The sequence below is a fragment of the Caballeronia cordobensis genome (genome assembly GCF_001544575.2).
Lineage (GTDB): Bacteria > Pseudomonadota > Gammaproteobacteria > Burkholderiales > Burkholderiaceae > Caballeronia > Caballeronia cordobensis.
In genome coordinates, this window is record NZ_FCNY02000021.1 from 13,820 (window position 1) to 36,377 (window position 22,558).

General features: G+C 56.3%; 18 protein-coding genes. 7 read left to right on the plus strand and 11 right to left on the minus strand.

Features of this window, described 5'->3' with window-relative positions; genetic code table 11:
- Nucleotides 1-70: 70 nt before the first annotated feature.
- The 9 genes from AWB70_RS30110 to AWB70_RS30150 form a co-directional block, all read right to left on the minus strand.
- Entirely contained in the window at nucleotides 71-1,219 is a 1,149-nt protein-coding gene (locus AWB70_RS30110; RefSeq protein ID WP_053568962.1) for an SRPBCC family protein, read from the minus strand.
- Nucleotides 1,220-1,285: 66 nt separating this feature from the next.
- On the minus strand, nucleotides 1,286-2,767 hold the full coding sequence (locus tag AWB70_RS30115; protein ID WP_087086361.1) for an aldehyde dehydrogenase family protein: 1,482 nt from the start codon (nucleotides 2,765-2,767) through the stop codon (nucleotides 1,286-1,288).
- Between the two features lie 101 nt (nucleotides 2,768-2,868).
- Nucleotides 2,869-3,666, minus strand: coding sequence for an ABC transporter permease (locus AWB70_RS30120; protein ID WP_235024390.1), 798 nt, complete (start codon nucleotides 3,664-3,666; stop codon nucleotides 2,869-2,871).
- A gap of 44 nt (nucleotides 3,667-3,710) precedes the next feature.
- The gene (locus AWB70_RS30125) at nucleotides 3,711-4,553 is read right to left on the minus strand and encodes an ABC transporter permease (protein WP_053568960.1); all 843 of its coding nucleotides are present in this window, start codon (nucleotides 4,551-4,553) and stop codon (nucleotides 3,711-3,713) included.
- 42 nt (nucleotides 4,554-4,595) lie between these two features.
- A complete protein-coding gene (locus AWB70_RS30130; protein ID WP_053568959.1) occupies nucleotides 4,596-5,678 on the minus strand; it encodes a quaternary amine ABC transporter ATP-binding protein in 1,083 nt (360 codons plus the stop codon).
- A gap of 80 nt (nucleotides 5,679-5,758) precedes the next feature.
- Entirely contained in the window at nucleotides 5,759-6,610 is an 852-nt protein-coding gene (locus AWB70_RS30135) for a glycine betaine ABC transporter substrate-binding protein (protein WP_053568958.1), read from the minus strand.
- A gap of 62 nt (nucleotides 6,611-6,672) precedes the next feature.
- On the minus strand, nucleotides 6,673-7,551 hold the full coding sequence (locus tag AWB70_RS30140) for a dihydrodipicolinate synthase family protein (protein WP_053568957.1): 879 nt from the start codon (nucleotides 7,549-7,551) through the stop codon (nucleotides 6,673-6,675).
- 23 nt (nucleotides 7,552-7,574) lie between these two features.
- Entirely contained in the window at nucleotides 7,575-8,924 is a 1,350-nt protein-coding gene (locus tag AWB70_RS30145) for an NAD(P)/FAD-dependent oxidoreductase (protein ID WP_235024391.1), read from the minus strand.
- A gap of 551 nt (nucleotides 8,925-9,475) precedes the next feature.
- Nucleotides 9,476-10,081 carry a short chain dehydrogenase gene (locus AWB70_RS30150; RefSeq protein WP_053568955.1) on the minus strand — a complete coding sequence of 202 codons (606 nt, stop codon included), beginning with the start codon at nucleotides 10,079-10,081 and terminating at the stop codon, nucleotides 9,476-9,478.
- A gap of 182 nt (nucleotides 10,082-10,263) precedes the next feature.
- Between AWB70_RS30150 and AWB70_RS30155 the strand changes: the two genes are divergently transcribed.
- Nucleotides 10,264-10,914 carry a TetR/AcrR family transcriptional regulator gene (locus tag AWB70_RS30155; protein WP_053568954.1) on the plus strand — a complete coding sequence of 217 codons (651 nt, stop codon included), beginning with the start codon at nucleotides 10,264-10,266 and terminating at the stop codon, nucleotides 10,912-10,914.
- 78 nt (nucleotides 10,915-10,992) lie between these two features.
- Here the strand turns inward: AWB70_RS30155 and AWB70_RS30160 are convergent, their stop codons facing one another.
- On the minus strand, nucleotides 10,993-13,029 hold the full coding sequence (locus tag AWB70_RS30160) for an NADH:flavin oxidoreductase (RefSeq protein ID WP_053568953.1): 2,037 nt from the start codon (nucleotides 13,027-13,029) through the stop codon (nucleotides 10,993-10,995).
- A 172-nt stretch (nucleotides 13,030-13,201) separates the two neighbouring features.
- Between AWB70_RS30160 and AWB70_RS30165 the strand changes: the two genes are divergently transcribed.
- Together AWB70_RS30165 and AWB70_RS30170 are read left to right on the plus strand one after the other, a co-directional pair.
- Nucleotides 13,202-13,840, plus strand: a complete 639-nt coding sequence (locus tag AWB70_RS30165) for a TetR/AcrR family transcriptional regulator (protein ID WP_167350992.1) — start codon at nucleotides 13,202-13,204, stop codon at nucleotides 13,838-13,840.
- Nucleotides 13,841-14,280: 440 nt separating this feature from the next.
- A complete protein-coding gene (locus tag AWB70_RS30170) occupies nucleotides 14,281-14,658 on the plus strand; it encodes a TraR/DksA family transcriptional regulator (protein WP_053568952.1) in 378 nt (125 codons plus the stop codon).
- A 73-nt stretch (nucleotides 14,659-14,731) separates the two neighbouring features.
- Here AWB70_RS30170 and AWB70_RS30175 read toward each other — a convergent pair whose 3' ends face one another.
- Nucleotides 14,732-16,162, minus strand: a complete 1,431-nt coding sequence (locus tag AWB70_RS30175; protein WP_053568951.1) for an aminotransferase-like domain-containing protein — start codon at nucleotides 16,160-16,162, stop codon at nucleotides 14,732-14,734.
- A 294-nt stretch (nucleotides 16,163-16,456) separates the two neighbouring features.
- On the opposite strand from AWB70_RS30175, the gene AWB70_RS30180 reads away from it, so the two are divergent.
- The 4 genes from AWB70_RS30180 (at nucleotide 16,457) to cydB (ending at nucleotide 22,538) form a co-directional block, all read left to right on the plus strand.
- Nucleotides 16,457-17,356 (plus strand): LysR family transcriptional regulator, encoded by a 900-nt coding sequence (locus AWB70_RS30180; protein WP_053568950.1) that lies wholly within the window; start codon nucleotides 16,457-16,459, stop codon nucleotides 17,354-17,356.
- Nucleotides 17,357-17,701: 345 nt separating this feature from the next.
- Nucleotides 17,702-19,981 carry an FdhF/YdeP family oxidoreductase gene (locus AWB70_RS30185; RefSeq protein WP_053568973.1) on the plus strand — a complete coding sequence of 760 codons (2,280 nt, stop codon included), beginning with the start codon at nucleotides 17,702-17,704 and terminating at the stop codon, nucleotides 19,979-19,981.
- A gap of 157 nt (nucleotides 19,982-20,138) precedes the next feature.
- Nucleotides 20,139-21,530, plus strand: a complete 1,392-nt coding sequence (locus AWB70_RS30190; protein WP_053568949.1) for a cytochrome ubiquinol oxidase subunit I — start codon at nucleotides 20,139-20,141, stop codon at nucleotides 21,528-21,530.
- On the plus strand, nucleotides 21,531-22,538 hold the full coding sequence (gene cydB, locus AWB70_RS30195) for a cytochrome d ubiquinol oxidase subunit II (RefSeq protein ID WP_045453172.1): 1,008 nt from the start codon (nucleotides 21,531-21,533) through the stop codon (nucleotides 22,536-22,538).
- Nucleotides 22,539-22,558: the final 20 nt, after the last annotated feature.

Consider the following 22,558-nt stretch of genomic DNA (forward strand, 5'->3'; position numbering starts at 1 on the left):
GTTCGCATGCGCTATCAATGCTCATCGCCGCTAGCTCGCGTTGGTTGAATAGAACTATGGCGCGAGTCAGTCAAATTCCGTGCGCTGCCATTCTCCGCGTGTACCAGAGTGCAAATTTCTCCAGAAACACCTCGGTGTGTTTCGAGTACGGACCCGGCTGGTATCCCGGATCCTGCGTTCCGGCATGATTCACCTGCATGAATCTCGCATCGGCGGCGTTTGTCGCTTTCCAGACTTCGGTGAGTTCTTCCAAGTCGTAATCGACACCTTCTACAGCCTCCGCGTGAACCAGCCACTTCGTCCGAACCAGTGTCGTGTCCGGGCTTAACGGAATGCAGAAAGTGATAACCGCGTGGTCGATCATCACGTGACTCCACGAACTGTGAGTCCACAAGTGGGTGCTTCCCAGATCTCTGCGAGCAGACTCGCCTAGCAGTTTTCTGGACGCAACTCGTGTCGTCATGGTCTGGGACTCGCCGGCTCCGATGATCACCTGTCTCTGCGCGCGGAACATGGTGGGTTTGTCCCCATCCATCTCGTCGTGAACGCTATGAATGAGGCCGTCTTCTTCCCAACTGGCTACCTGGCGTCGAGTCCGCGCTTCGAAATCTTCGACCTCCAGCCGCTCTTGTTCGGTGAGGTCATCAACGGAGAAGCCTAGATCCGCGGACGACAAGCTCACGAGAAGTTCGGGGTGCCCACCCTTGCAGTGGTAGCACTCGCGGTTATTTTCGATAACGAGCTTCCAGTTTCCCTGTTCGATGACGTCAGTCTCAAAGGCCACTTTCGCGTCTTCGAGGTGAAAAGGCGCCAGCCGCGGAGTCATGACTTCTTGGAGTCTTTCAATGTCCCCAGGCGGGGTGTCCGCCAGACAGACGAACAACAAACCACCAATGTTTCGAAGGTGGACAGAGTTCCGGCTTCGGCATTGGTGGTCGAAGTCCTTGCCCATATGCGATGCGTGCTTGCGGAAAGCACGAATTGCACCATCGTCGTCACAAACGACTAACACTGACGCCTTACCTACATCGATCGCCGAAACATCTCCCGGTTCCGGAACATCGGCTGCTACGCCGACCATGATCCAGTGCTGATGGAAGATGACATCGATGTCGTTCTGAAAAATGTCTTCCCGACCATAAAGCTCGCTGGCCATGCTATGGCCCAACCGACGTGAATCGAGCAATTCCCGATGTGACTTTGCGAACCCAACGCTCATGTTTGACCCCAATGAACCGGCGGAAAATCCTTAGTAGCGACGATACTATCTAGCCATCGCACGAGCCTACTTCAGGTACCAGCCCCACGGCTCGCCGGACACGTATGCAGTAACCTGCTTCGTCTCAAGGTAGTTCTCGAAGCCCCACCTGCCAAGTTCGCGGCCAATGCCGGACTGCTTGTAGCCGCCCCAAGGTGCCTCGGTGAATGACGGCTGCGAACAATTGACCCAAACCGTGCCGGTTCGTAGCGCAGCGGCGACCCGCTCAGCACGCTTCGTATCTTCCGTCATCACAGCCGAGGCAAGTCCGAACCGGGTGTCGTTTGCAAGCGAAATGGCCTCCTTCTCGGATGCGAACGGGCGCACGCAAACGACAGGACCGAAGATCTCGTCAAGCCATGCAGAACTGGTCAACGGCACATCCGTCAGGATGGTGGGTTCAAAGAAGTAGCCAGCTTCGAGCCCTTCAGGGCGCCCGCCGCCCGTCAGGATCGTCGCACCGTCCGCGACGGCCTTTTCGACCGCAGCCGTGACACGCTGATGCTGAAGCTCCGACACGAGCGGGCCGAGAAGCGTGCCCGCTTGCAGACCATCTCCGATCGAGATCTTTTTGGCCTCAACGACCAGGCGATCGATAAAGTTCTGATAGATCCGCTCGTGCACCAGCACACGTGACGTCGCGGAGCACACTTGACCTTGGTTCCAGAAAATGCCGAACATCACCCACTCCACAGCTTTGTCCAGATCGCTGTCCTCGAATACGAGGAATGGGGACTTACCGCCGAGCTCCAGGCTGACCCGTTTAATGTCTTTCGCCGCCGCTGCCATGATTTTGGAGCCTACTGCTCCAGAGCCGGTGAATGCCAATTTGTCGACCATCGGATGATCGACCAGTGATTGACCGGCATCGGCTCCGAATCCGGTCACGACATTCAGCACGCCGGGCGGCAGATCCACCTCTTCAGCAATGCCCGCGAGTTCAAGTGCGGTAAGCGATGTCTGCTCTGCCGGCTTGAGCACCACCGTGCATCCCGCCGCAAGTGCGGGTGCGACTTTCCATGCAGCCATTAGCAGCGGGTAATTCCAAGGGATGATTGCGCCAACCACGCCCACCGGCTCACGCATTACCTTCGTTTCGAATCGGGCATCGGGCAGCGTGATCGATTCACTCCGATTGTCGTCAAACTCCTCGGCCATCCTGGCGTAATACTCGAAGCAATAGGCAGCGTCGCCAATATCCCACTCGGCTTCCGGCCGCGGCTTGCCATTGTCCCGTACTTCAGTTTCGGCGATAGCGGACAAGCGGCCGCGTATCACCTCGGCGATACGACGCAGATATCGCGCACGTTCTTTACCGGAAAGACGTGGCCAGGAACCCTCATCGAACGCAAGACGCGCTGCGCGAACTGCGTGGTCGACGTCTTGAGCAGAGGCCGCCGAAATCGTATGGAAAACTTTGCCATCGGCCGGGTTGAACACCTCCAGCTTGCCGCCTAGAACCGGCTGAACCCATCGTCCGTTGATGAAAAGAGCATCTCGCAAGTTCATATTTCTTACTCTGAAAGTGATTTAGTTAATACTATTCGCATACCTAACCAGGCGTTCGAGCAGCAGCACATATCCGATATGCCGTGCTAAAGCTTCTCTGGTTACGACAACGCGAGGAAACGCTTTGGGATCGAGCTCCTGAATACACGATCCAGCACGAGAGCCAGAATCACGATAGCGAGGCTCGCCCGCATTCCCAGACCGAACTCCATCCGTGAAAGGCCGCGCGTGACTTCCGCACCAAGTCCACCGGCCCCAACCAACCCTGCGAGCACAACCATTGCAAGAGAGAAGAGAACGCATTGGTTGATGCCGACCAGCAAAGTGGGCATTGCCGAGGGCAATTGAATCTTCCAAAAGATGGTCTTCTTCGTCGCGCCTATCGACGTACCGAGCTCAATCCGATTCTCCGGGATCTGACTCATCGCCAGAATCGTCAATCGGATCATTGGCGGAATCCCATATACGATTGTCGAAAGCAATGCAGGCACGACACCTAACCCGAACAAGATGACGGCCGGAACCAAATACACCCAGGGCGGCATCGTTTGCATCATGTCCAGAATCGGACGGGCGATGATTTTGAGTCGCTCGCTTCTGGACATGAGAACGCCTAGCGGCACGCCTACCAGAACCGAGAAAATCACCGACAGGAGAATCACGACAATCGTCTGCAGCGTGGCGGCCCACATGCCGATTAGCAAACACAAAGCCAATCCACCGGCGCACAGCAGTGCTCCCCGCCATCCGGCGATACACAGAACGAGTACGGACAATGCGCCGATCGTGACCAACGGCGGTGCGAACGACAGCACATATACGACCGCTGAGATCAGCGTGCCAAAGACATCGGAAACTGAAGCGAAGAAGCTGTGATGGTTCATGTTGAGCCAGGACACGACTGGCGCGACGGCCGCGCCCGGAGACACATGTATCAAGTCAATCACCGCACACCTCCTTGTCGCCGCTGCCCCATCCGTTGCGTCAATCGGTCTAGTACGATCGTGACAACCACGATCGCGATGCCGGCATTGACGGCCTTATCCATCTTCAACAATCTGACCGCGTCATAGATTGCCTGTCCTAACCCACCCGAGCCGGCAATGCCCGCGATGACAACCATTCCGAAACTCAACATGAGGCTTTGGTTCACACCCGTAAGAATCGACGAAAGCGCGAATGGAAGACGAATCTTGAACAACAGTTGGGTCGATGTCATGCCGACAGCGAGCCCCAACTCGTTGAACTGGGGCGGCGTCATTCGCACACCATGAGCAGTCAGACGCAAAGCAGGCGGAATAGCGACGATCCATGTCGCCCACATTGCAGTCGGCGGTCCGTATCCAAGCAGAGCGATGCCGGGTAGCAGATAAATATAAGGTGGCATGGTCTGTATGAAGTCGAGCACGACGTCGAAGCTTCGCACAAAGCGGGTCGTCAATCCGAGCGCAACACCCAGCGGAATTGCCACGATTAACGCCAGAAACGTAGAGCTGAAGACCAATGTCAACGTGCTGATCGTCTCGGGCCAGAGCCACATCGCTTCACAAAGCCAAAGCCCAAAGAGCGCGGCCAGAGCGAAGACGCGACCGATGAACAGCCACCCCGTCACTGCCACAACGAGGACCAGAACCCACCATGGGACGGCGATCAATAGTGCATTGAGACCTTTGAAGGTTCCGTTAAGCACGAAACTGAGGCTGTTGAACGCCGTGGTCGCGTGGTCCGTTAGCCATCCCAGACTATTGTCGACAACACTGTCGAAGCCTTCGGTAAAGTCAATCATTGCGTGGACCTCTCAGTCGCTGTTTGGACGCCCGTCACTGGCTTACTCCGCAGCGCGCGTGGCGCACAACAGGTTCTCACGGCTTACCATTCCGACGATCTGGCCGTTTCGTTCGACCGCCAACCTTTCCGCACACTTGGCGATCGACAAATCAATCATTTCCTCGAGATTTGCGTTGATGTTCACCGTGGGGTATTCCGTGACGGTCACGCTGGATCCGCCGTGCGACACCTCGGCCAACACAGGCTGCATGACGGAATGAGCCTTGACGAGTTTGAGACGCGAGACGCCTTCCATGAAATCTGCGACGTAAGAGTCGACAGGGTGCAGTGCGATTTCTTCCGGCGTGCCGATCTGAATAATCCGCCCCTCGCGCATGATCGCGATGCGGTCCCCGATGCGAATCGCTTCCTCGATATCGTGCGTGATGAAGATGGTTGTTTTTCTAAGCTTCGTGGACAGTTGCTTGAATTCGATCTGCAACTGCTTGCGAATCAGCGGGTCAAGCGCGCTGAACGGCTCATCCATGAGGAGCACGTCAGGCTCAGCGGCAAGCGCCCCTGCAATACCGACACGTTGCTGCATCCCGCCGGACAGCTCACGTGGGAAGCGATTCGCCCAATTTCCGAGACCGACGGTGTCCAGCGCAGCCTGACTGCGACTTCGCGCATTCGCGGAGGATTCGCCCTGGACCTCTAGCGGCAGCATGACGTTTTGCAAGACAGTGCGATAGGGAAGCAATGCGACCTGCTGAAATACCATGCCGATGCATCGGGAGCGAAGCGCGCGAAGCTCCGTGTTCTTCAGCTTGCAGATATCCTTACCACGGACAACGACCTCGCCGCTCGTCGGTTCGATCAAGCGGTTGAAGTGCCGAATCAGCGTGGATTTTCCGCTTCCTGACAAACCAATAATGCAGAAAGTTTCGCCTTCGCCGACCGAGAACGAAGCATTGGCCACGGCCGCCACGCAGCCGAATTTCGCCAGGAGCTCGTCCTTGTTATAACGGCCGCTCTTGGCCGCTTCGAGGGCAGCTGAAGTCTGGCTACCGAAGATCTTCCATACTCCGCGGCATTCCACGGCGGTTGCCTGCTTCACGTGGGGAAGTTCGTTCATCATGTTCATACGTCCATCCGAAGTCGGAGAAAACTCGTCGGAATGACCGCCGGCGATGACGCCATGCCGGCGTCATCGCGGCCCGCGCATTAGTTGTTCGACAGCACCGACCACCTGTTGATGAGGTCAGTGTGGTCCTTCCACCATCCATCGATAGCCTGATCCATAGTCTTGCCTTCATTCACCGCGGTATTCATACGGGTGATGTCGTCAATCGGCACGAACATGCTTGCCATCGCTTCGCGCGCGCGAGGATTCGCCGCAGACCAACCTTTCTTGGCAATCCAATAGTAGGTCTGCGGAGGCGGATAAACATGCTTCGGGTCTTCGAGGTATTTGACCTTGAACTTCTGGTCCATCCACGACGGCTGCCACAGCATGGTCACGATGGGTTGTTTTCGCTCCATCGCCGACTGGAGTTGAGCAATCATCGCTGCCGTACTCCCTTCCACGAGTTGATACTGCAGGCCGTACTGTTTCACGGCGTCCGCCGTTTCTTGCATCACCCCTGTCCCGGCTTCGATCCCGATGATTTTCCCGCCAACCTGATCCTTGATCGAATTCAACTGTTCGATCGAGTTAATCGACATGTAAGCAGGCACAACAAGACCTTGCCGAAGACCGTGGGACGCAGTGGAAACCTTTTCCATCCGGTCCTTGTTTCGCTTCCAGTAGTCCGCGGTGACATAGTTGATATGTGAAACCATGAGATCAACATCACCGCGTGACAACGCGCTGAAGGCGATGCCCCAATCCGCGAATGTCGTGACCTGCACCGTAAAGCCCTGCTTTTCCAAGAACCGCTTGGCGATGCCTGTCAGCGGTACGGTGTCCTCCCACGGTAGCGTGCCAATCTTGACGACTTTATTGTCGGCCGCACTGACGTTAAGAGCGAAGCTCAACATAAGCGCGCCTGCGAGCATCTTCCAAAACTTACGCATGACGGTTGTCCTTCCGGGAAGCGGGTGAGTAGTCTAGTTAATCCGGAGCCACGACCGCGCGGTCACTTGATCAACGGGGCAATCGCCTTCTGGATAGCCGCGTCTTGCTCGGCCGAGATACCTCGGAGGGGCTTGCGCACGTTTCCGGTGCCGAAGCCGCGAAGCTGAGCCGCGCGCAGAACCGATTGGACATAGTAGCCTTGCCAGAAAAGCAGGATAGAAGGCAGCATGCGTTGCCACAGTGAGAGCGCTTCCGAAAACTTCTTTTCCTGAATGAGGTTGTACAGTTCTACTGCTTCGTAAGGCATGTAGTTCGCGGTTCCCTGAATCGCACCGACTGCGCCCGCCATGAACGCATAAGCGGCAATGGTGTCCGCACCGTTCAGGACGTTGACCGATGTCTGAAGATATTCCTGATGAATTGCGAAGTCGCCGCCGCTATCTTTGATGTATGCAAAATGCGGGAGTTCGGCAAGTCGCTTGAGTAATGCGGTCGAAACGGAGATACCCGTGGATTGCGGAATGTTGTAGCCGACGATATCGACCTTCACTGCAGCATCCACATCTTCATAAAACGAAAAGAGGCTGTCTTCGTCGGACGGTCCTTCAAAGTACGGCGGCAGAACCATGATTGCATCGGCGCCGATCGACTCGGCATGGCGCGAACGTCGGATCACTTCGTCGACGTTCAGCGCAGAGGTCTGGCAGATTACGTTACAACGCCCCGCCACACGCTTAACACCGAGTTCGTATAGGTTGTTGCACTCCGCTTCCGTCAGGTACGGATGCTGTCCCGTACCCGCACCGAGCACAAGGCCATGAACGCCGGCGTCGATATACTTGTCGATCAGCGCCTCGTACACCTTGAGATTGATCGACCCGTCCTCATTAAACGGGGTTTGCATTGCGAGGTTGATACCAGCCAGTTTTGCCTTTTCCATTTGTTCCTCTCCAAAGAAAAAATTCAAACTTCAACGCCTGCCTTTTTGAACCGGCTGCCCGTGACGAACTTGACCCCAAGCGAAGTAATCAGAGTCGGGTAAGCTCGGCTGGGCGGCGTCTTCGTCTTCAAGATGTCGATCGACCGCGAACGCATGCCGGCGGCCAGCTCAGCGACGGCCTTACCGAACGCGGTGCCGCGAGCAATGCCTGTCCCATTGCAGAACGCTGCGCCGTATACATTCGGTGCGAGCTCGCCCCACGCCATGCCACCGTTTTGCGACAGGGTCAGCAATCCGCCCCAACTCGCTTCAAAACCCATTTTGGAGAGTTCAGGCCACCGGCGATCGAAAGACACCTGTTGATGTTTTCTCGCACTCATCACATCGTCGATGGTCGTCTTGAAGTGCGTGGCATACGAGTACACGTTGCGCAGATACAGCCGGTTGTCGAATGTCCGTCGCACGGTTGTGCCGAAACTGTTCGCAGGAATCAGCCCGTAAGTCTGGTGGCTCCCCACCGACGCAAGCTCCTTTTCAGTCAACGGACGCGTCATGCTCGCGAACGTATAGACCGGAATCGCGGAGTTCGGGAAGAAGCCAAAGTTCTGCAGATAGCCTGCTGTGCAGATAATCACTTTGTTGGCTTTGATGGTCCCGGCAGCGGTCTCGAACAGATGATGCGAATTGCCGAACAACGCAGACCGCACCGCAGTGTTTTCGTAGATCGTCACGTTCGAGGGCAGCTTGCGCGCGGCATTCTTCAAATACTTGGCGGGTTGAATCAATACCGTACCCGGGTGATGCAATGCCTTGATGTAATGCTTGCTGCCCGTGATATCCTGCATTTCCTCACGCTCGACCCAACTGTATTTCTGCCCTAGACGATCAAGCGCTTTTGAGAATTCCACCAGGTCTTGGACGCCGGACGAAGAAGCTGCGCTGTGATACTTTCCTTGCGGATCCCAGTCGCAGTCGACGCCCAACTCGTCGACTGCGCTCTTGATATAGGCAATGCCTTCGGTATTCACATGCAGTTCGTCGCGATTCCCCTGGTCATCTTCGACAAAGTCGCGCTTGCGGGGGTTGTGAGCCAGGTCAATCGCAAATCCCATGCACCGGCCGGACGCGTTGTTGCCGATGCGACCGGCATCCACGAGAATCACTTTCGCCTGCGGGCGGAGCTCCGCATATCGGCGTGCCGCGTGCAGTCCCATCCAACCGGCACCAATGACCAGACACTCGCACGACACGTCGCCTTCCTGAGCCTTCAACGGTAAAGCGGGACCGGATGTTAGATACCATCCCGAATCCGTCGGCTCAGTCCGCGGCGGTTCCACCGTGATGCGTTTATGCAAATTAGGTACTGCAGCCAAGATAGATCTCCTCGAAACAAAAGCGCGTCGAAGTACGTACAACTAAGTTGTTTAAATTCAATACGATCGCCGATCCAAGATCGCTAATTCACTCGCTCAGCAGCAACGGACGAGTTTCGTCGTGCTTATTCCAACCCCTGCTTGTGTGGTTGTGTACTGCCGCCAATCGGTTGGCTAGCAGAGTCCCCGTTGCATCCGTCGTTTTGTTGATTTGAAGATTAGGCTCGTTGTACATCTTTGTCAATCGTACAAACACTAGTGTACACACGACAGACGGTCTCTTTTTTTGACTGCTCGACGCAGCGGTTTTGATAAGGTATTTGAGCGGGATGCAGAGTGCGCTATGTCTACAGCGGCTTCTTAAAACGACATGGGGCACGACGCTTGCGTTTCATGCCGGAATGAGACGAAACGCGTTAGCGCCATGTTCATCAAGGTCCGCGGGGAAGTGAGGAATCGCTGCGGGTTGAAGACGAGGGAAGCAAGGAGGCTTGCTAGATATTCGCTGGCCCCATATCCGCGGGGGCCAGCCTTACTCACGATTCGTAGGATTAATAGCCCACTCGATAGACCTGTCCGGTATCGCCGCCCTCGATGCTTCTGACGTAAGCGAGGCCGACTCGCGAGGAGCTGACCGGGTCGAAACCAGGAAAGTATGGTCCGAAGGACGGTACCGATTCTTCGAGCATGGTTGGACTCACAACGTTAATGCGAAGACCGCGTTTCAGATCGATCGAAGCGCCGAGCGCAAAGCCTTCTAACGCTTTATTCACTGTCGCCGCGTTGGTCCCGTCGCGAACGGGTTGATCAGCCGTTATGCCGCTTGTCAGGGTAAAAGAGCCTCCGTCATTCACCCACGCCTGACCGATGAGCACCACGTTGACCTGTCCCATCAGTTTGTCGGTCAACCCGGTCCAAAACTGCGCCACGGTGGTCTCCGCGAGTGATCCAAAGTGCACGTTACCCGCCGCGGTCACGACGTGGCCCACTCTTCCAATCGATTCGAAGAGGCGTGTCACGTCGGAAGGATCTTTGAAGTTCACCCGATGCGAGCCTCTAGTCGCGCCAACCTCGACGACATCATGACGCCCGGCCAACGCGCCCACAACGGCCCTCCCGATCGTGCCGGTAGCGCCAATAATCAAAACTTTGCTCATTACGTCTCTCCGTGACCATAGTGGCGTGACTGTCTCGTTGATTAGTGCACGTCCTGTACAGCATTGTCAACCGTAGAAACACTCGTGTATGCGTTCTGTGCAATCGGCCGATTTCCGGTTACTCTTCGAATGTGTGATGCGCTCAAAAATCGAGCGCTCTCGATTCGTATAAGGATTTCCAGATGGACCAGATTGTGGACACAAACCGCAGCTCTCCCGAAACTTGGCTCGACGCTGCTTACGATAACCTCCTCGAGGGAGGCATCGATTCGGTTCGCATTCTCCCGCTCGCTAAGAAACTGAATCTGTCGCGCACGAGCTTCTACTGGTTTTTCAAAGATCGCGAAGAACTCTTGGCGGCGCTACTCAATCGGTGGAAGGCGAAAAACACAGGGAACTGGATCGAGAGAACCCAGGCATACGCCGAGACGATCAATGAGGCGGTCCTGAACGTAACTGACTGCTGGTTTGACGACTCAATCTTCGATTCTCGCTACGAAGCCGCCATGCGCAGTTGGGCTCAGCAATCTCCGGAGGTGGCTCGAGAAACCGCGGACGATGACGAAAGACGAATCGCGGCGCTTGTCGCCATGTTCGAGCGGTTCGAGTACGAGCATGCCGATGCGGATGTGCGAGCTCGCGCGATGTATTACACGCAATTAGGGTATCTCGCATCACAACCGAATGATCCGATGTCGCTGCGCATGTCCAGGATTTCCGCATACGCTCAACTATTCACGTCCGTAAAGCCGACAGAACGCGAACTCGAACGATTCTTTGCACGCCGAAAGATGTGGCCGGATAAGCCGGAAGCATCAAAGAAGAAGGCATAAGTTCGCAAAGGGGACGACCCGCGAAGCGACGGGCTCGTCCATGAAGTCACCTGTCGCCTCGCATCTCGGCCCGATGCGTTAAAGATCCTTAGTCAGTCGCAGCGCGTCGTAGATGGCTGCATGCGTGTTGCGCGCAGACACTGCGTCGCCAATGCGAAACAGTTGATACCTGCCCTCCGGATTCTTGCAATCAACTTGGGGCTTTCCATCGATGAGGTCGTCGTAATTCACGGCCCCGAGGTTTGTCGAAAGCGGTTTGAGCTCAAAATAGAGTTCATCCATCGGAATGGTCCCGTGATTCACCACGATCTGGTCGTAGCGCTCTTCCTTCCGGATGCCGCCGTAGTCACTTCCAATCGTCGCTATCAAATCCGCTCCTTCACGACGCACGGACTCGAGTCGATAGGTCACGGTGAACTTCGTCGCGAGCTTCTGTAACGAGCGCATGTACGGTACGAGGTTCATGCTCATCACTTCAGGCGAAAAAGTGCGATCCGGCGTCATGATCTCGACCTTGCCGCCGGACTGAGCAATGGTCTCGGCAGCCTGCAACGCAGCGTGATCGCCGGCGTCGTCGAAAATGAGAACATTTGCGCCTGGCTTGACGTCGCCCGAGATGATGTCCCAAGAGGAAATCACGTGCTCGTTCCCTTCGATGCAGACCTCTGTGTGAGGCATGCCGCCAGTCGCAACGATAACGACTTCTGGGTTTTCCGAGTTCACGGTTTCAGCGTCCGCGAACGTGTTGAAAACAAAGCGCACACCACGCTTTTCGCACTGCGCCATGCGCCAATCGATGATCCCGATCATTTCTTTTCGACGGACGTTCTGCGCCGTCAACCGAATCTGGCCGCCGGGATCGTTCATGGCTTCAAAAACTACAACGTCGTGCCCACGTTCGGCGGCAACTCGCGCAGCCTCCAGCCCTGCCGGTCCCGCCCCGACGATCACCACCTTGCGCCTTTTTGCGGCTGGCTCGATGGTTTGAGGCATCTCGATCTCACGGCCGGTCGCCGCGTTGTGAATGCACAGCGCCATGCCGCCCTGATAGATACGATCCAGACAATAATTCGCACCGACGCAAGGCCGAATGTCGTCCTCACGCTTCTCGATGATTTTTCGCACGATATGCGGGTCCGTCATGTGCGCGCGCGTCATGCCGATCATATCGACCTTTCCAGCCTCGATCGCATAGCGCGCCGTTGCGACATCTTGAATCCGGGCCGCGTGGAACGTCGGGAATTCCGTCTCCTTGCGAATTTCGCCGGCGAAATCGAGGTGAACCGCGCTCTTCATTCCCATGATCGGAATGATGTCGGTCAATCCCGCATCAGTCTCAAGGTGACCACGGATAACATTGAGAAAATCGACAAGGCCACTGCTCTTGAGTCGCTTTGAAATCTCGATACCCTCTTCCTTCGTGATGCCACCCGCAATGGTTTCATCTGCCGTGTAGCGAATCCCGAGAAGAAACTTCTCTCCAACGCGGTCCCGAATCGCTCTAAAAACGTCGAAGGTAAAACGCAGGCGGTTCTCGAGTGAGCCACCGTAAGGTGCTTCGAGGGTGTTCGTCAGGGGAGACCAAAACTGATCCATCAAGTGGCCATAGGACTCGATCTCAAGACCGTCGAGTCCTGCCGCCTTCATCCGCTCAGCCGCATCAGCGAAGTCTTTGATGATTCGGTCAATGTCCCATTCTTCTACTTTCTTCGGGAACGCTCGGTGTGCGGGCTCCCGGTTGTGCGACGGGGACACTGCCGGTAACCAGTCACCCTTGTCCCAACGGGTACGCCGTCCCAAATGAGTTAACTGAATCATCACCTTCGCCCCGTGCTCGTGGCACTCGTCCACCAAATCCTTCATCCACGGCACCACTTCGTCCTTATAAGCCAGGATGTTGTTGAACACGGGCGGACTGTCTTTGGAGACCGCTGCCGAGCCCGCCGTCATCGTCAGTGCGATTCCGGCTCGCGCTCGCTCAACGTGATAGGCACGGTACCGCTCTTTCGGCATCCCGTCTTCGGCATACGCTGGCTCGTGCGAAGTCGTCATGATGCGATTGCGGAACGTGACGTGTTTCAGCGTGTAGGGCTGGAGGAGCGGATCCGTGGACATGCGTGCCTCTTGGATAGGTTGGGGGACTATCAGCGTTCTATGTGCAGAGACTAGAACTACTGTACCAACCCGTCAAGTGGATATACTGAGTGGTACACTAAAGTTATCTGCGCATCATTCGGGGCAACCGCTCTGCATCGAAAGTCGTCGCGAACAACCGCAAAAGGACTTGATGGAAGACGCAATCGATCGAACTGACAAAACGTCCGACGTGACGCGTGGCTCCGCCGACGCGTGGCTGGCCGCTGCTTACGAAGCGCTACTCGAGGGCGGCGTTGAAGCGGTTAGTCTTCATTCATTGGGAAAGAGGCTCAATCTTTCACGAACGAGTTTTTATTGGTTCTTCAAGGACAAGAACGAACTCCTTTCACGTTTGCTGGCAAAGTGGAAAGAGAAGAACTCCGGAAACTGGATAAGTCGTACCGAGGCCTATGCCGATAGCATCGCTGAAGCGATGCTGAACGTCTTTGACTGCTGGTTCGATGATGCAATCTTCGACTCGAAATTTGAAGCCGCTATCAGAAGCTGGGCTCAGCAATCTCCGGAAATTGCGGGCGAATTAGCCGAAGACGATGTCGCGCGCATCTCCGCGCTGACTGCCATGTTCATCCGATTCAATTACGAGCCGAAGCAGGCTGACGTGCGTGCGAGAGCGGCCTACTTCGTCCAGATTGGATACGTTTCCGCACGGCAAAACGAAGAACTGTCGGTCCGCATGATGCGGATTCCCGAATACGTGGAGGTTTTCACGGGACGTCGCCCGAAGAAAACCGAGCTTGATCGCTTCTACTCGAGGCGAGGATTCAAGTGAATCGTGCTTTTGGAGTCAGCATCGCGTTTCGCCCACGAGGCGTCGTTCGGCAGGTGCGAAAGAATCTCCAATTAAACATGGAAGCGACATTCTCTCGCAGGCTGCGGCCCGGCCAGCATCACGCTCAGCCTGCGCGCACCAGTTGACGATGGTCTGCGCCGTCGGTTCGAACTCGCGCGCGAGTTCCCGTGGCCGTTTAGCCATCTGCTAGACGCCAGCCGCGTGCCATTTCCATGCTACGCGCGATATCGACTTCAAGGCCGAGCCTCTTCGCCCATACTAACTATCGCAAGTCGTTGAGTGGAACAGAAGTCGATCCGCCAGATTCGGCGCTATGATCGTTATATTCGTTGCCAACACGTATGCACTAGACTGTAACCTACCGTTGCCACTTCGGCTGCGAGTGCGCCAGTTCCATCCATCCTTCAGAGGGCCTTCTAATGAGTCAGGACGACGGCCTCAGCGCCGACTTCATCGCGAAGCAACGAGCACGGCTCGAGCAGTTGCAGCAGGACGTTCTTGGCAATGAAGAGAATACCGTTGCAACCGAACGGCAGTATCAGGAAGAACATGGCTTCGAAGCCGAGGAATCCGAAGACGAGGCGCAACGTCGAGAGCAATATGTCGCCAATCAAGCCTTGCGCGATGCCAACGACCAACGAATCAAGGATATACGGCGAGCGCTGCAGAAAATCGACGAAGGCACCTATGGGTTTTCGGATGCTAGCGGAGCGCCTATTCCAAAGGCCCGCCTCGAAGTGATGCCTGAGGCCATCTTCACAGTTGCGGAACAGGAGAAGCGCGAAGCTCAGCGATAAGCGATCGACTCGGCGGCACAGCGCTAAAAATCTGCAGGCGCGCTCGACCGCCGGCGCCGCTCGCGTCACAAGCCTAGTGAGCGAGAAAGGCGACGATTTTACCCACTGTCATCAGCGCCTCTTCCATTCGCGAAGACCACGGACTACTACAGTTAATCCGGATAAAGTTCCGATATGTTTTCTCGAAGATGGAAAACATGTGACCCGGACCTACGGTGATGCCCCGCTCGAGCGCCTGTCGATAGACCTCCATCGCGTCCACGCTGGCAGGCATCTCCACCCACAAGACGTATCCCCCGCGAGGCTCGGAGATCCGTGTCCCCGACGGAAAAAATCGATGGATCAACGCTCGTGTCAATCTGGTCTGATGCGCGTAGGTCTTCCGCAGGCGCCGGAGATGACGTTCATACCCTCCCGACTTCAAGAATTCCGCGATCGCCATTTGCGGAATGGGTGGAGAAGTCAGTGTGTTTAGAAACTTCAGATTTTCAATCTTATCCCGATACACGCCCGGAACTACCCAACCAATACGGTACGCTGCCGTCAGACTCTTTGAAAAGGAGGCGCATGTCACGACCAACCCCTTTTTATCAAACGCTTTTAGCGTGGACGGCGTGGTCTTTCCGAAATACAGCTCGTTATAGACCGCATTCTCCACGACGGGTATTTCATGCCTTCCGAGCAGAGCCATCAACTCCTCTTTTTTCTCGTCCGGCATTTCAAACCCGAGCGGATTCTGGAAATTCGGCATGAGCATGCACGCCTTCACATTCTCTCGTTCGATCAGGCCAGACAGTGCATCTGTGTCGATTCCCAGCGTCGGATGCGTTGGAACTTCGATGGCCCGCATCCCCAACCGCTCGATCGCATGCAGCATGGCGTAAAAAGTAGGCGATTCAACGGCAACTGTATCGCCAGGATTCGCAATTGCCTGCAAAGCAAGATTGATCGCTTCGGTTGCGCCCACTGTGATGATGATCTGATTGGGATCCACGAGGAGCCCGCCTTCCAGATGACGCTTCGCAATTTGCCGGATCAGTTCGTGATTCCCTGGTGGCAGCGCATCACCGACACCCCACATCTTTTGTGAACGGCCAATCTTTGCCGCTATCCGGTTGAGTTTGTCGAACGGAAACAGCGTGGCATCCGGATAGGGCGACCCCAAGGGCACCGCGTGTTCCACTTGAATCCTGCGTAGCGTCGACAGCACCAGTCTACTCACGTCCACACGGCTGGATACCGAGACCGGTGCCGAGGTAAGGAGCGGCAAAAGCGGCCTGTCGTCGGCGCTCGCTGAACTGTCGCGCACGTAGAAGCCGGATTGAGGTCGTGAGGAAATCAAGCCTTTGCTTTCCAGGCGCAGGTATGCGCGTATGACCGTGGATATGGACCGGCCGTGCTGCTTGCTCAGTTCCCTAACGGATGGCAGGCGCTCACCCGGTTTGTACACTCCGCCGCGGATAAGCCCTTCCACGTCGTCTGCAAGCCTTTCATACAGCGCCATATAAACCTCAGACAAATGGATGGTAGCCGTGCACCTTGTTCGCCCGCGAAAGGAACAGCGAGCGATTTCTACCGATTTTTGCAACTGTACTCTATTCAAACTGCCCAATCTGTGACGCATGCACTAGCAGTAACGCGCCTATCGTGGAAGCAATCCAAATAGCTGATAGGTAATGAACATGCACAACAGACACGCCGCTGTCCGGCTGCAAGAAAACAACCGTGCCGCGCTTCCAGGCAATCAGGCGTACTCTCGCCGCGCTCCCGCACAAGGAGATACGGGAGGGCCTTGTAGATGAATCTCATCGAGAGCATGCGTATTTATGTTCGAGTGGTTGAACGCGCCAGTATTTCCGACGCAGCGCGGGATCTCGAGATCGGCCAGTCGACGGTGAGCGAGCGAATCGAGAAGCTTGAGAAGTTCGTCGGGTGCCGCTTGCTTCTCCGGAGCGCGAGAGCCTTCAGTTGCACGCCCGAGGGCCAGACATTCTATGAACGGAGCAAGACGATCCTTCAGGCCGCGTCCGAGGCGATAAGCGAGATTTCCGGAGATCAACAGCTCGCAAACGGCGCTACGCGCATCGCAGCACCACATTGCTTCGGAGAGACGATACTGCCCCACCTCATCGAATACTTCCGAAGCAATTTCCCGCCGACGCCATTGAGCCTGACGCTGAATGACCGGGTCGTTGATCTGGTCACCGAGGGGGTGGACATATCATTTCGCATCGGGCACCTTGGAGAAGGCGCGTTCATCGCTTATCCGCTCGGAAAGGTGAGCCGGTTTCTCGTGGCTTCGCGCGCATACGCTGACAGGAACGGTCCCATCGAATCGCCGAGTGATCTCGCCTCTCATCCTCTGATCAGCTTCAACAACCCAGCGGATCAGATTGCGATGATCAGCGACTCGGGCGTCGTGGAGAACATACCTTTTCCAAGCGACATCAAGACAAGCCACTGGCGCCCGGCGTTTGAAATGGTCCGTCGCGGCATGGGCATTGGCGTGTTCGAAGAATATGCCTGCACAGAAGCACTAGAAAACGGCGATCTAGTGATATTGCTCCCCGGCTTCCAGATTGTCCCGCTGGATTTGAATCTGCTGATCCAGGCCCAACGTCCCGTGCCGCAGAGAGTGCGTACGATCGTCTCCATTCTGAGAAATGTCGTTCCGAATTTTCTGCCACAAACCTCGTAGCAGCGTTCAAAATAGGGAGTGCTCATCGGTGGTATTCATGGCAACAAGCGTGACCCTAGAGTTGAACAAGCCCCGCCTCACGCCCTTACTATCCGACCTCCTTATTCGTTGTATTCAATAAAACATTACGACCAAGTCGTTGACGATACTTAGCATCGTTTAGCACATCGCACCAGGCATAGTGACACCACCTACAATGACTCATCTCTTGTCACGCTGAATTCGATTCGAATAGCTCCGTCATAAGCGCACACAGGAAACCTGAACGCTTTCTTGAATGCGCGGCGCCGGATCGCTTTGGCAGCAACGACCGCAATTCTTATCCGCATCCCTTCGGAGGCCGGCATGGCAAAAAGAGAGGTACCAGGTGTTCGTCCGTACGATTCGCCCGCGGGTGGCTGGGGGGCGCTGAAGGCCACGGCGCAAGCCGTGAGAACTCAGATGGAGACGGTCGAGGCACCTATCACGCTGATGCGCACCAATCAGCCTGATGGGTTCGATTGCCCGGGATGCGCATGGCCTGACAAGGAGCACCGGTCTACGTTTCAGTTTTGCGAGAACGGAGCGAAGGCCGTCACCTGGGAGGCGACCACCAAGCGCGTCGGCCCCGATTTCTTTGCCGCGAATACTGTTACCTCCTTACGCGGCTTGACCGATTTCGAACTGGAAGGAATGGGAAGACTGACGCACCCGCTCGTGTACGATCGGGCAAGCGACAAATTTCTCCCGGTTGCCTGGGACGATGCGTTCCGCCGCATCGGAGAAGTTCTTCGCAACCTGTCTCCCGATGAAGCCGAGTTCTACACGTCGGGCCGAGCGTCAAACGAAGCCGCCTACCTGTTTCAATTGTTTGCGCGCGAGCATGGCACGAACAATTTCCCCGACTGCTCGAACATGTGTCACGAGCCGACAAGCGTCGGCCTCCCGCAATCCATCGGCATTGGTAAGGGGACGGTCTCGCTGGAAGATTTCGACGTAGCCGAGCTCATCATATCCATTGGGCACAATCCCGGTACGAACCATCCTCGCATGATGGGCACGCTCCACGAAGCCTCGCGGCGCAACGTGCCGATCATCGTCTTCAATCCGTTGCGGGAACGCGCGCTCGAACGCTTCGCCGATCCCCAGGATGCCATCGAAATGGCAACATTCAGTTCGACGAGAATCGCATCGACCTACTATCAGGTAGACGCCGGCGGCGACGCGGCCGCGATCAAGGGCGTCATCAAGGCATTGCTGGCGATGGATGCGGAAGAAGGAAACGTGCTCGATCACGATTTCATCGCCCAACACACGAACAACTTCGAGGCGTTCAAGCAGGATATCGAAGCGACGGAATGGGCCGACATCGAGAAAGCGAGCGGACTCAATCGGCCGGGCCTTGAGCAGGTCGCGCTCGCCTATGCAAAGTCGAAGGCGACGATCGTTACCTACGGCATGGGAATCACCCAGCATAACCGGGGAACAGCGAACGTCAGGCTGATCGCTGACCTGCTGTTGCTGAAGGGAAACTTCGGCAAGCCCGGCGCCGGAATTTGCCCTCTCAGAGGGCACTCCAATGTGCAGGGAAATCGAACCGTCGGGATCACGGAAAAGCCGTCTACCGCGTTTCTCAGCAGCATTGAATCGGTTTTTGGCTTTTCGCCACCACTAGTGCACGGTCACGATGCCGTGCAGGCGATGCAGGCCATGATCGAGCGGAAATCCAAAGCGCTCGTCTGCCTGGGCGGCAACTTCGCTGTCGCCCTGCCTGACTCCGACGTGGCCTTTCCCGCCATGAGAGAGCTCGATCTCAGCGTTCATATCGGCACCAAGCTCAATCGAACCCATCTCCTGGTCGGAAAAGAAACCTACGTGCTGCCGTGCCTGGGCCGGACAGAGCTCGATATGCAGGCCAGCGGCCGCCAGTCGATTACCGTCGAGGATTCAATGTCGATGGTTCATGCGTCCTCCGGCAAGTTGACGCCTGCATCCGAATTCCTGCGCTCCGAGCCCGCGATTGTCGTCGGCATGGCGAAAGCGACCCTGCCAGCGAGCAAGGTCAAGTGGGACGAACTCATCGCGGATTACGACAAGATCCGCGATGCCATCGAGCGAACCATTCCCGGATTCGAAGCGTTCAATGCACGGATCCGCGTCCCCGGTGGCTTCAGGCTCCCCCTCCCGCCTACCGAACGTGTTTGGCCCACGCCCTCAGGCAAAGCCGAATTTTCGATCTACCAGGGCGTCAAGGAGGATGCCGACGTTCTCGGCGCCGAAGGCGTGCTGCGCCTGATTACCATCCGTAGCCACGATCAATACAACACCACGATCTACGCAATGGATGATCGCTATCGCGGCGTGTTCGGGAGACGCGACATACTCTTTATGAACGAAGCCGATTTAGCTGCACTTGGCCTTGAACATGGCGATGTCGTCGACATCGAGACGATCTGCACCGACCGGACACTAACGCTAAAAGGGATAACAGCGATTGAATACAAGATCGCTCCAGGCTCAGTCGCGGCTTACTACCCGGAAGCGAATGTCCTCGTTCCGCTGGATTACATCGATAAGGAAAGCGGAACGCCCTCATACAAGTCCGTGCCGGTACGCGTGCGGCGCTCGGAGGCGACCGCGCCCTGACATGCTGAAGCCGCAACGTCTAAAGACAATCGCTTAGACAGCGAATCAGATTCACCGCGTCTCGGCACGCCCCAGGGGCTCGTCATCCCGAAGACGACGTCCCTGGAGTTCATTGCCCGAGTTGTGACCTCGCATCATGCCAATGGAGCCGCGCCCAATGGATATTTTCGACGCCTTTCATCTTGCGAGATTGCAATTCGCATTCACCGTATCGTTCCATATCGTTTTTCCGGCCATCAGCATCGGGATGGCCAGCTTCCTCGCGGTACTGGAGTGGAGATGGCTTGCAACCGGCGACGTCGCTTACAGGGAGATGTTCCACTTCTGGTCCCGCATTTTCGCAGTCGGCTTTGGCATGGGTGTGGTGTCGGGCGTCGTGATGGCCTACGAATTCGGGACCAACTGGAGCGGCTTCTCCGACGTCGCGGGAAACATCACCGGACCGCTTCTCACTTACGAGGTCCTGACCGCGTTCTTTCTCGAAGCCGGATTTCTGGGTGTCATGCTTTTTGGATGGGACCGTGTCGGGCCGCGCGCGCATTTCTTTGCGACGCTCATGGTGGCCGTTGGGACGCTGATCTCGACGTTCTGGATCCTCGCCTCCAACAGCTTCATGCACACCCCTCAAGGGTTTGCCATCGTCAACGGCCGCATCGTGCCCACCGATTGGCTCAAAGTCATTTTCAATCCTTCGTTTCCGTATCGACTCGCGCACATGACGATCGCGGCTTTCATCGTTGCCGCGTTCATCATTGCCGCGTGTGGCGCCTGGCATCTAAGAAACGGCCGTGCCGACGAGCCCGTCAAGCGCAGCTTTTCGATGGCCCTCTGGATCTTGCTGCTCCTCGCGCCCCTCCAGATCGTGGTCGGTGACGCACACGGGCTGAACACGCGTGAGCATCAGCCGGCGAAGATCGCAGCTATCGAAGGCCTGTGGGAAACGGAAAAAGGCGGCACTGCCCTGAACCTTGTGGGGTTTCCCGATATGGACGCCGAGGTCACGCGTTACGCAATCTCGATACCGCATCTGGGCAGTCTTATTCTCACCCATAGCTGGACCGGCGAGATCCGCGGACTGAAGGAATTCAAGAAGGAAGATCGACCTTATTCGCCGATCATATTCTGGACCTTTCGGTTGATGGCGGGCCTGGGCATGCTCATGCTGCTCACCGCGCTAATCGCCTTGTTTCTCCGGTTCCAGGGACGGCTGTATGAGGCTCGCTGGTTTCACGGCTTTGTATTCTGCATGGGGCCTTCAGGCATCGTCGCGTTGTTGGCAGGGTGGATTACCACCGAGGTTGGGAGACAGCCGTGGACGGTTTATGGCGTCCTTCGAACGATCGATTCAGTATCTCCGATCGGCGCTCAGCAGGCAGGCGTATCCCTTCTGATGTTCGTGATGGTCTACTTTCTGGTGTTCGGTGTTGGCATCTACTACATGCTCAAGATGATGAAGCGTGGACCGAATGCCGTGGTCGATCAGTGGGCGCATCTGCGGCACCCTGTGCTTCGAAACCGTCCGCTCGACGCACTCGAGGGAGAACAATAAATGCAACTCGATCTTCCGATTGTCTGGGCACTCATCATCGGCCTCGCCGTCTTTATCTATGTCATCCTCGACGGATTCGATCTCGGCATCGGTCTGCTATTCCCGTTCTTCGAAAGCAAGGGCGAACGGGAAGTCATGCTCAATACCGTCGCTCCAGTCTGGGACGGCAACGAAACCTTCCTCGTGTTAGGCGGTGCCGGTCTGTATGGCGCCTTCCCGATCGTGTATTCGACACTGCTTCCCGCGAACTACATGCCGCTCATCCTGATGGTGATCGGTTTGATCTTCAGAGGCGCGGCGTTCGAGCTCCGGGCAAAAGCTCGGCGAACCCAGCATGCCTGGGATCTCGCCTTCATTGGCGGATCGGCTCTTGCATCGTTATGTCAGGGCATCGTTTTGGGTTCGCTCTTGCAAGGTATCAAGATCGTCGACGGTCGCTTCGCAGGCGCACCTTTCGACTGGCTCTCGCCGTTCAGCCTGTTCTGCGGTTTCGGCCTGATGACCACCTACGCGACGTTGGGATGCGGATGGCTCATCATGAAGACCGACGGCGAAATGCAAAGCAAGATGCGCGCGGTGATGAAGCCGTTGGTTGCCGTCTTGTTTGGCACGATAGTCGTTGTCAGCATCTGGACGGTGCTGGGACTTCCAAGGGTGGAGGCACGCTGGTTCGGGAGCGGTAACACGAAATATTTCGCACCGGTGCCGATCCTGGTTGTTGCCTGTACCTGGGGCATTTACTACGCCCTCAAACAACGTCACGAGGCCACGCCCTTCCTTCTGACCCTCGCGATATGCTTCCTCGGCTTCAGCGGGTTGATCATCAGCATCTGGCCGTACATCGTTCCGCCCTCCCTCACGATCTGGGAGGCGTCGGCTACCCGATCGAGCCAGATTTTTGCCCTAGTCGGAACAGCTATCGTCCTGCCGGTCATCCTGGTCTACAACGCGATGCAATATCGGGTGTTTCGTGGAAAAGTCCGTGAGGGCGACGCTGGATATCACTAAGCCGTTCTCCTGGAACCAAG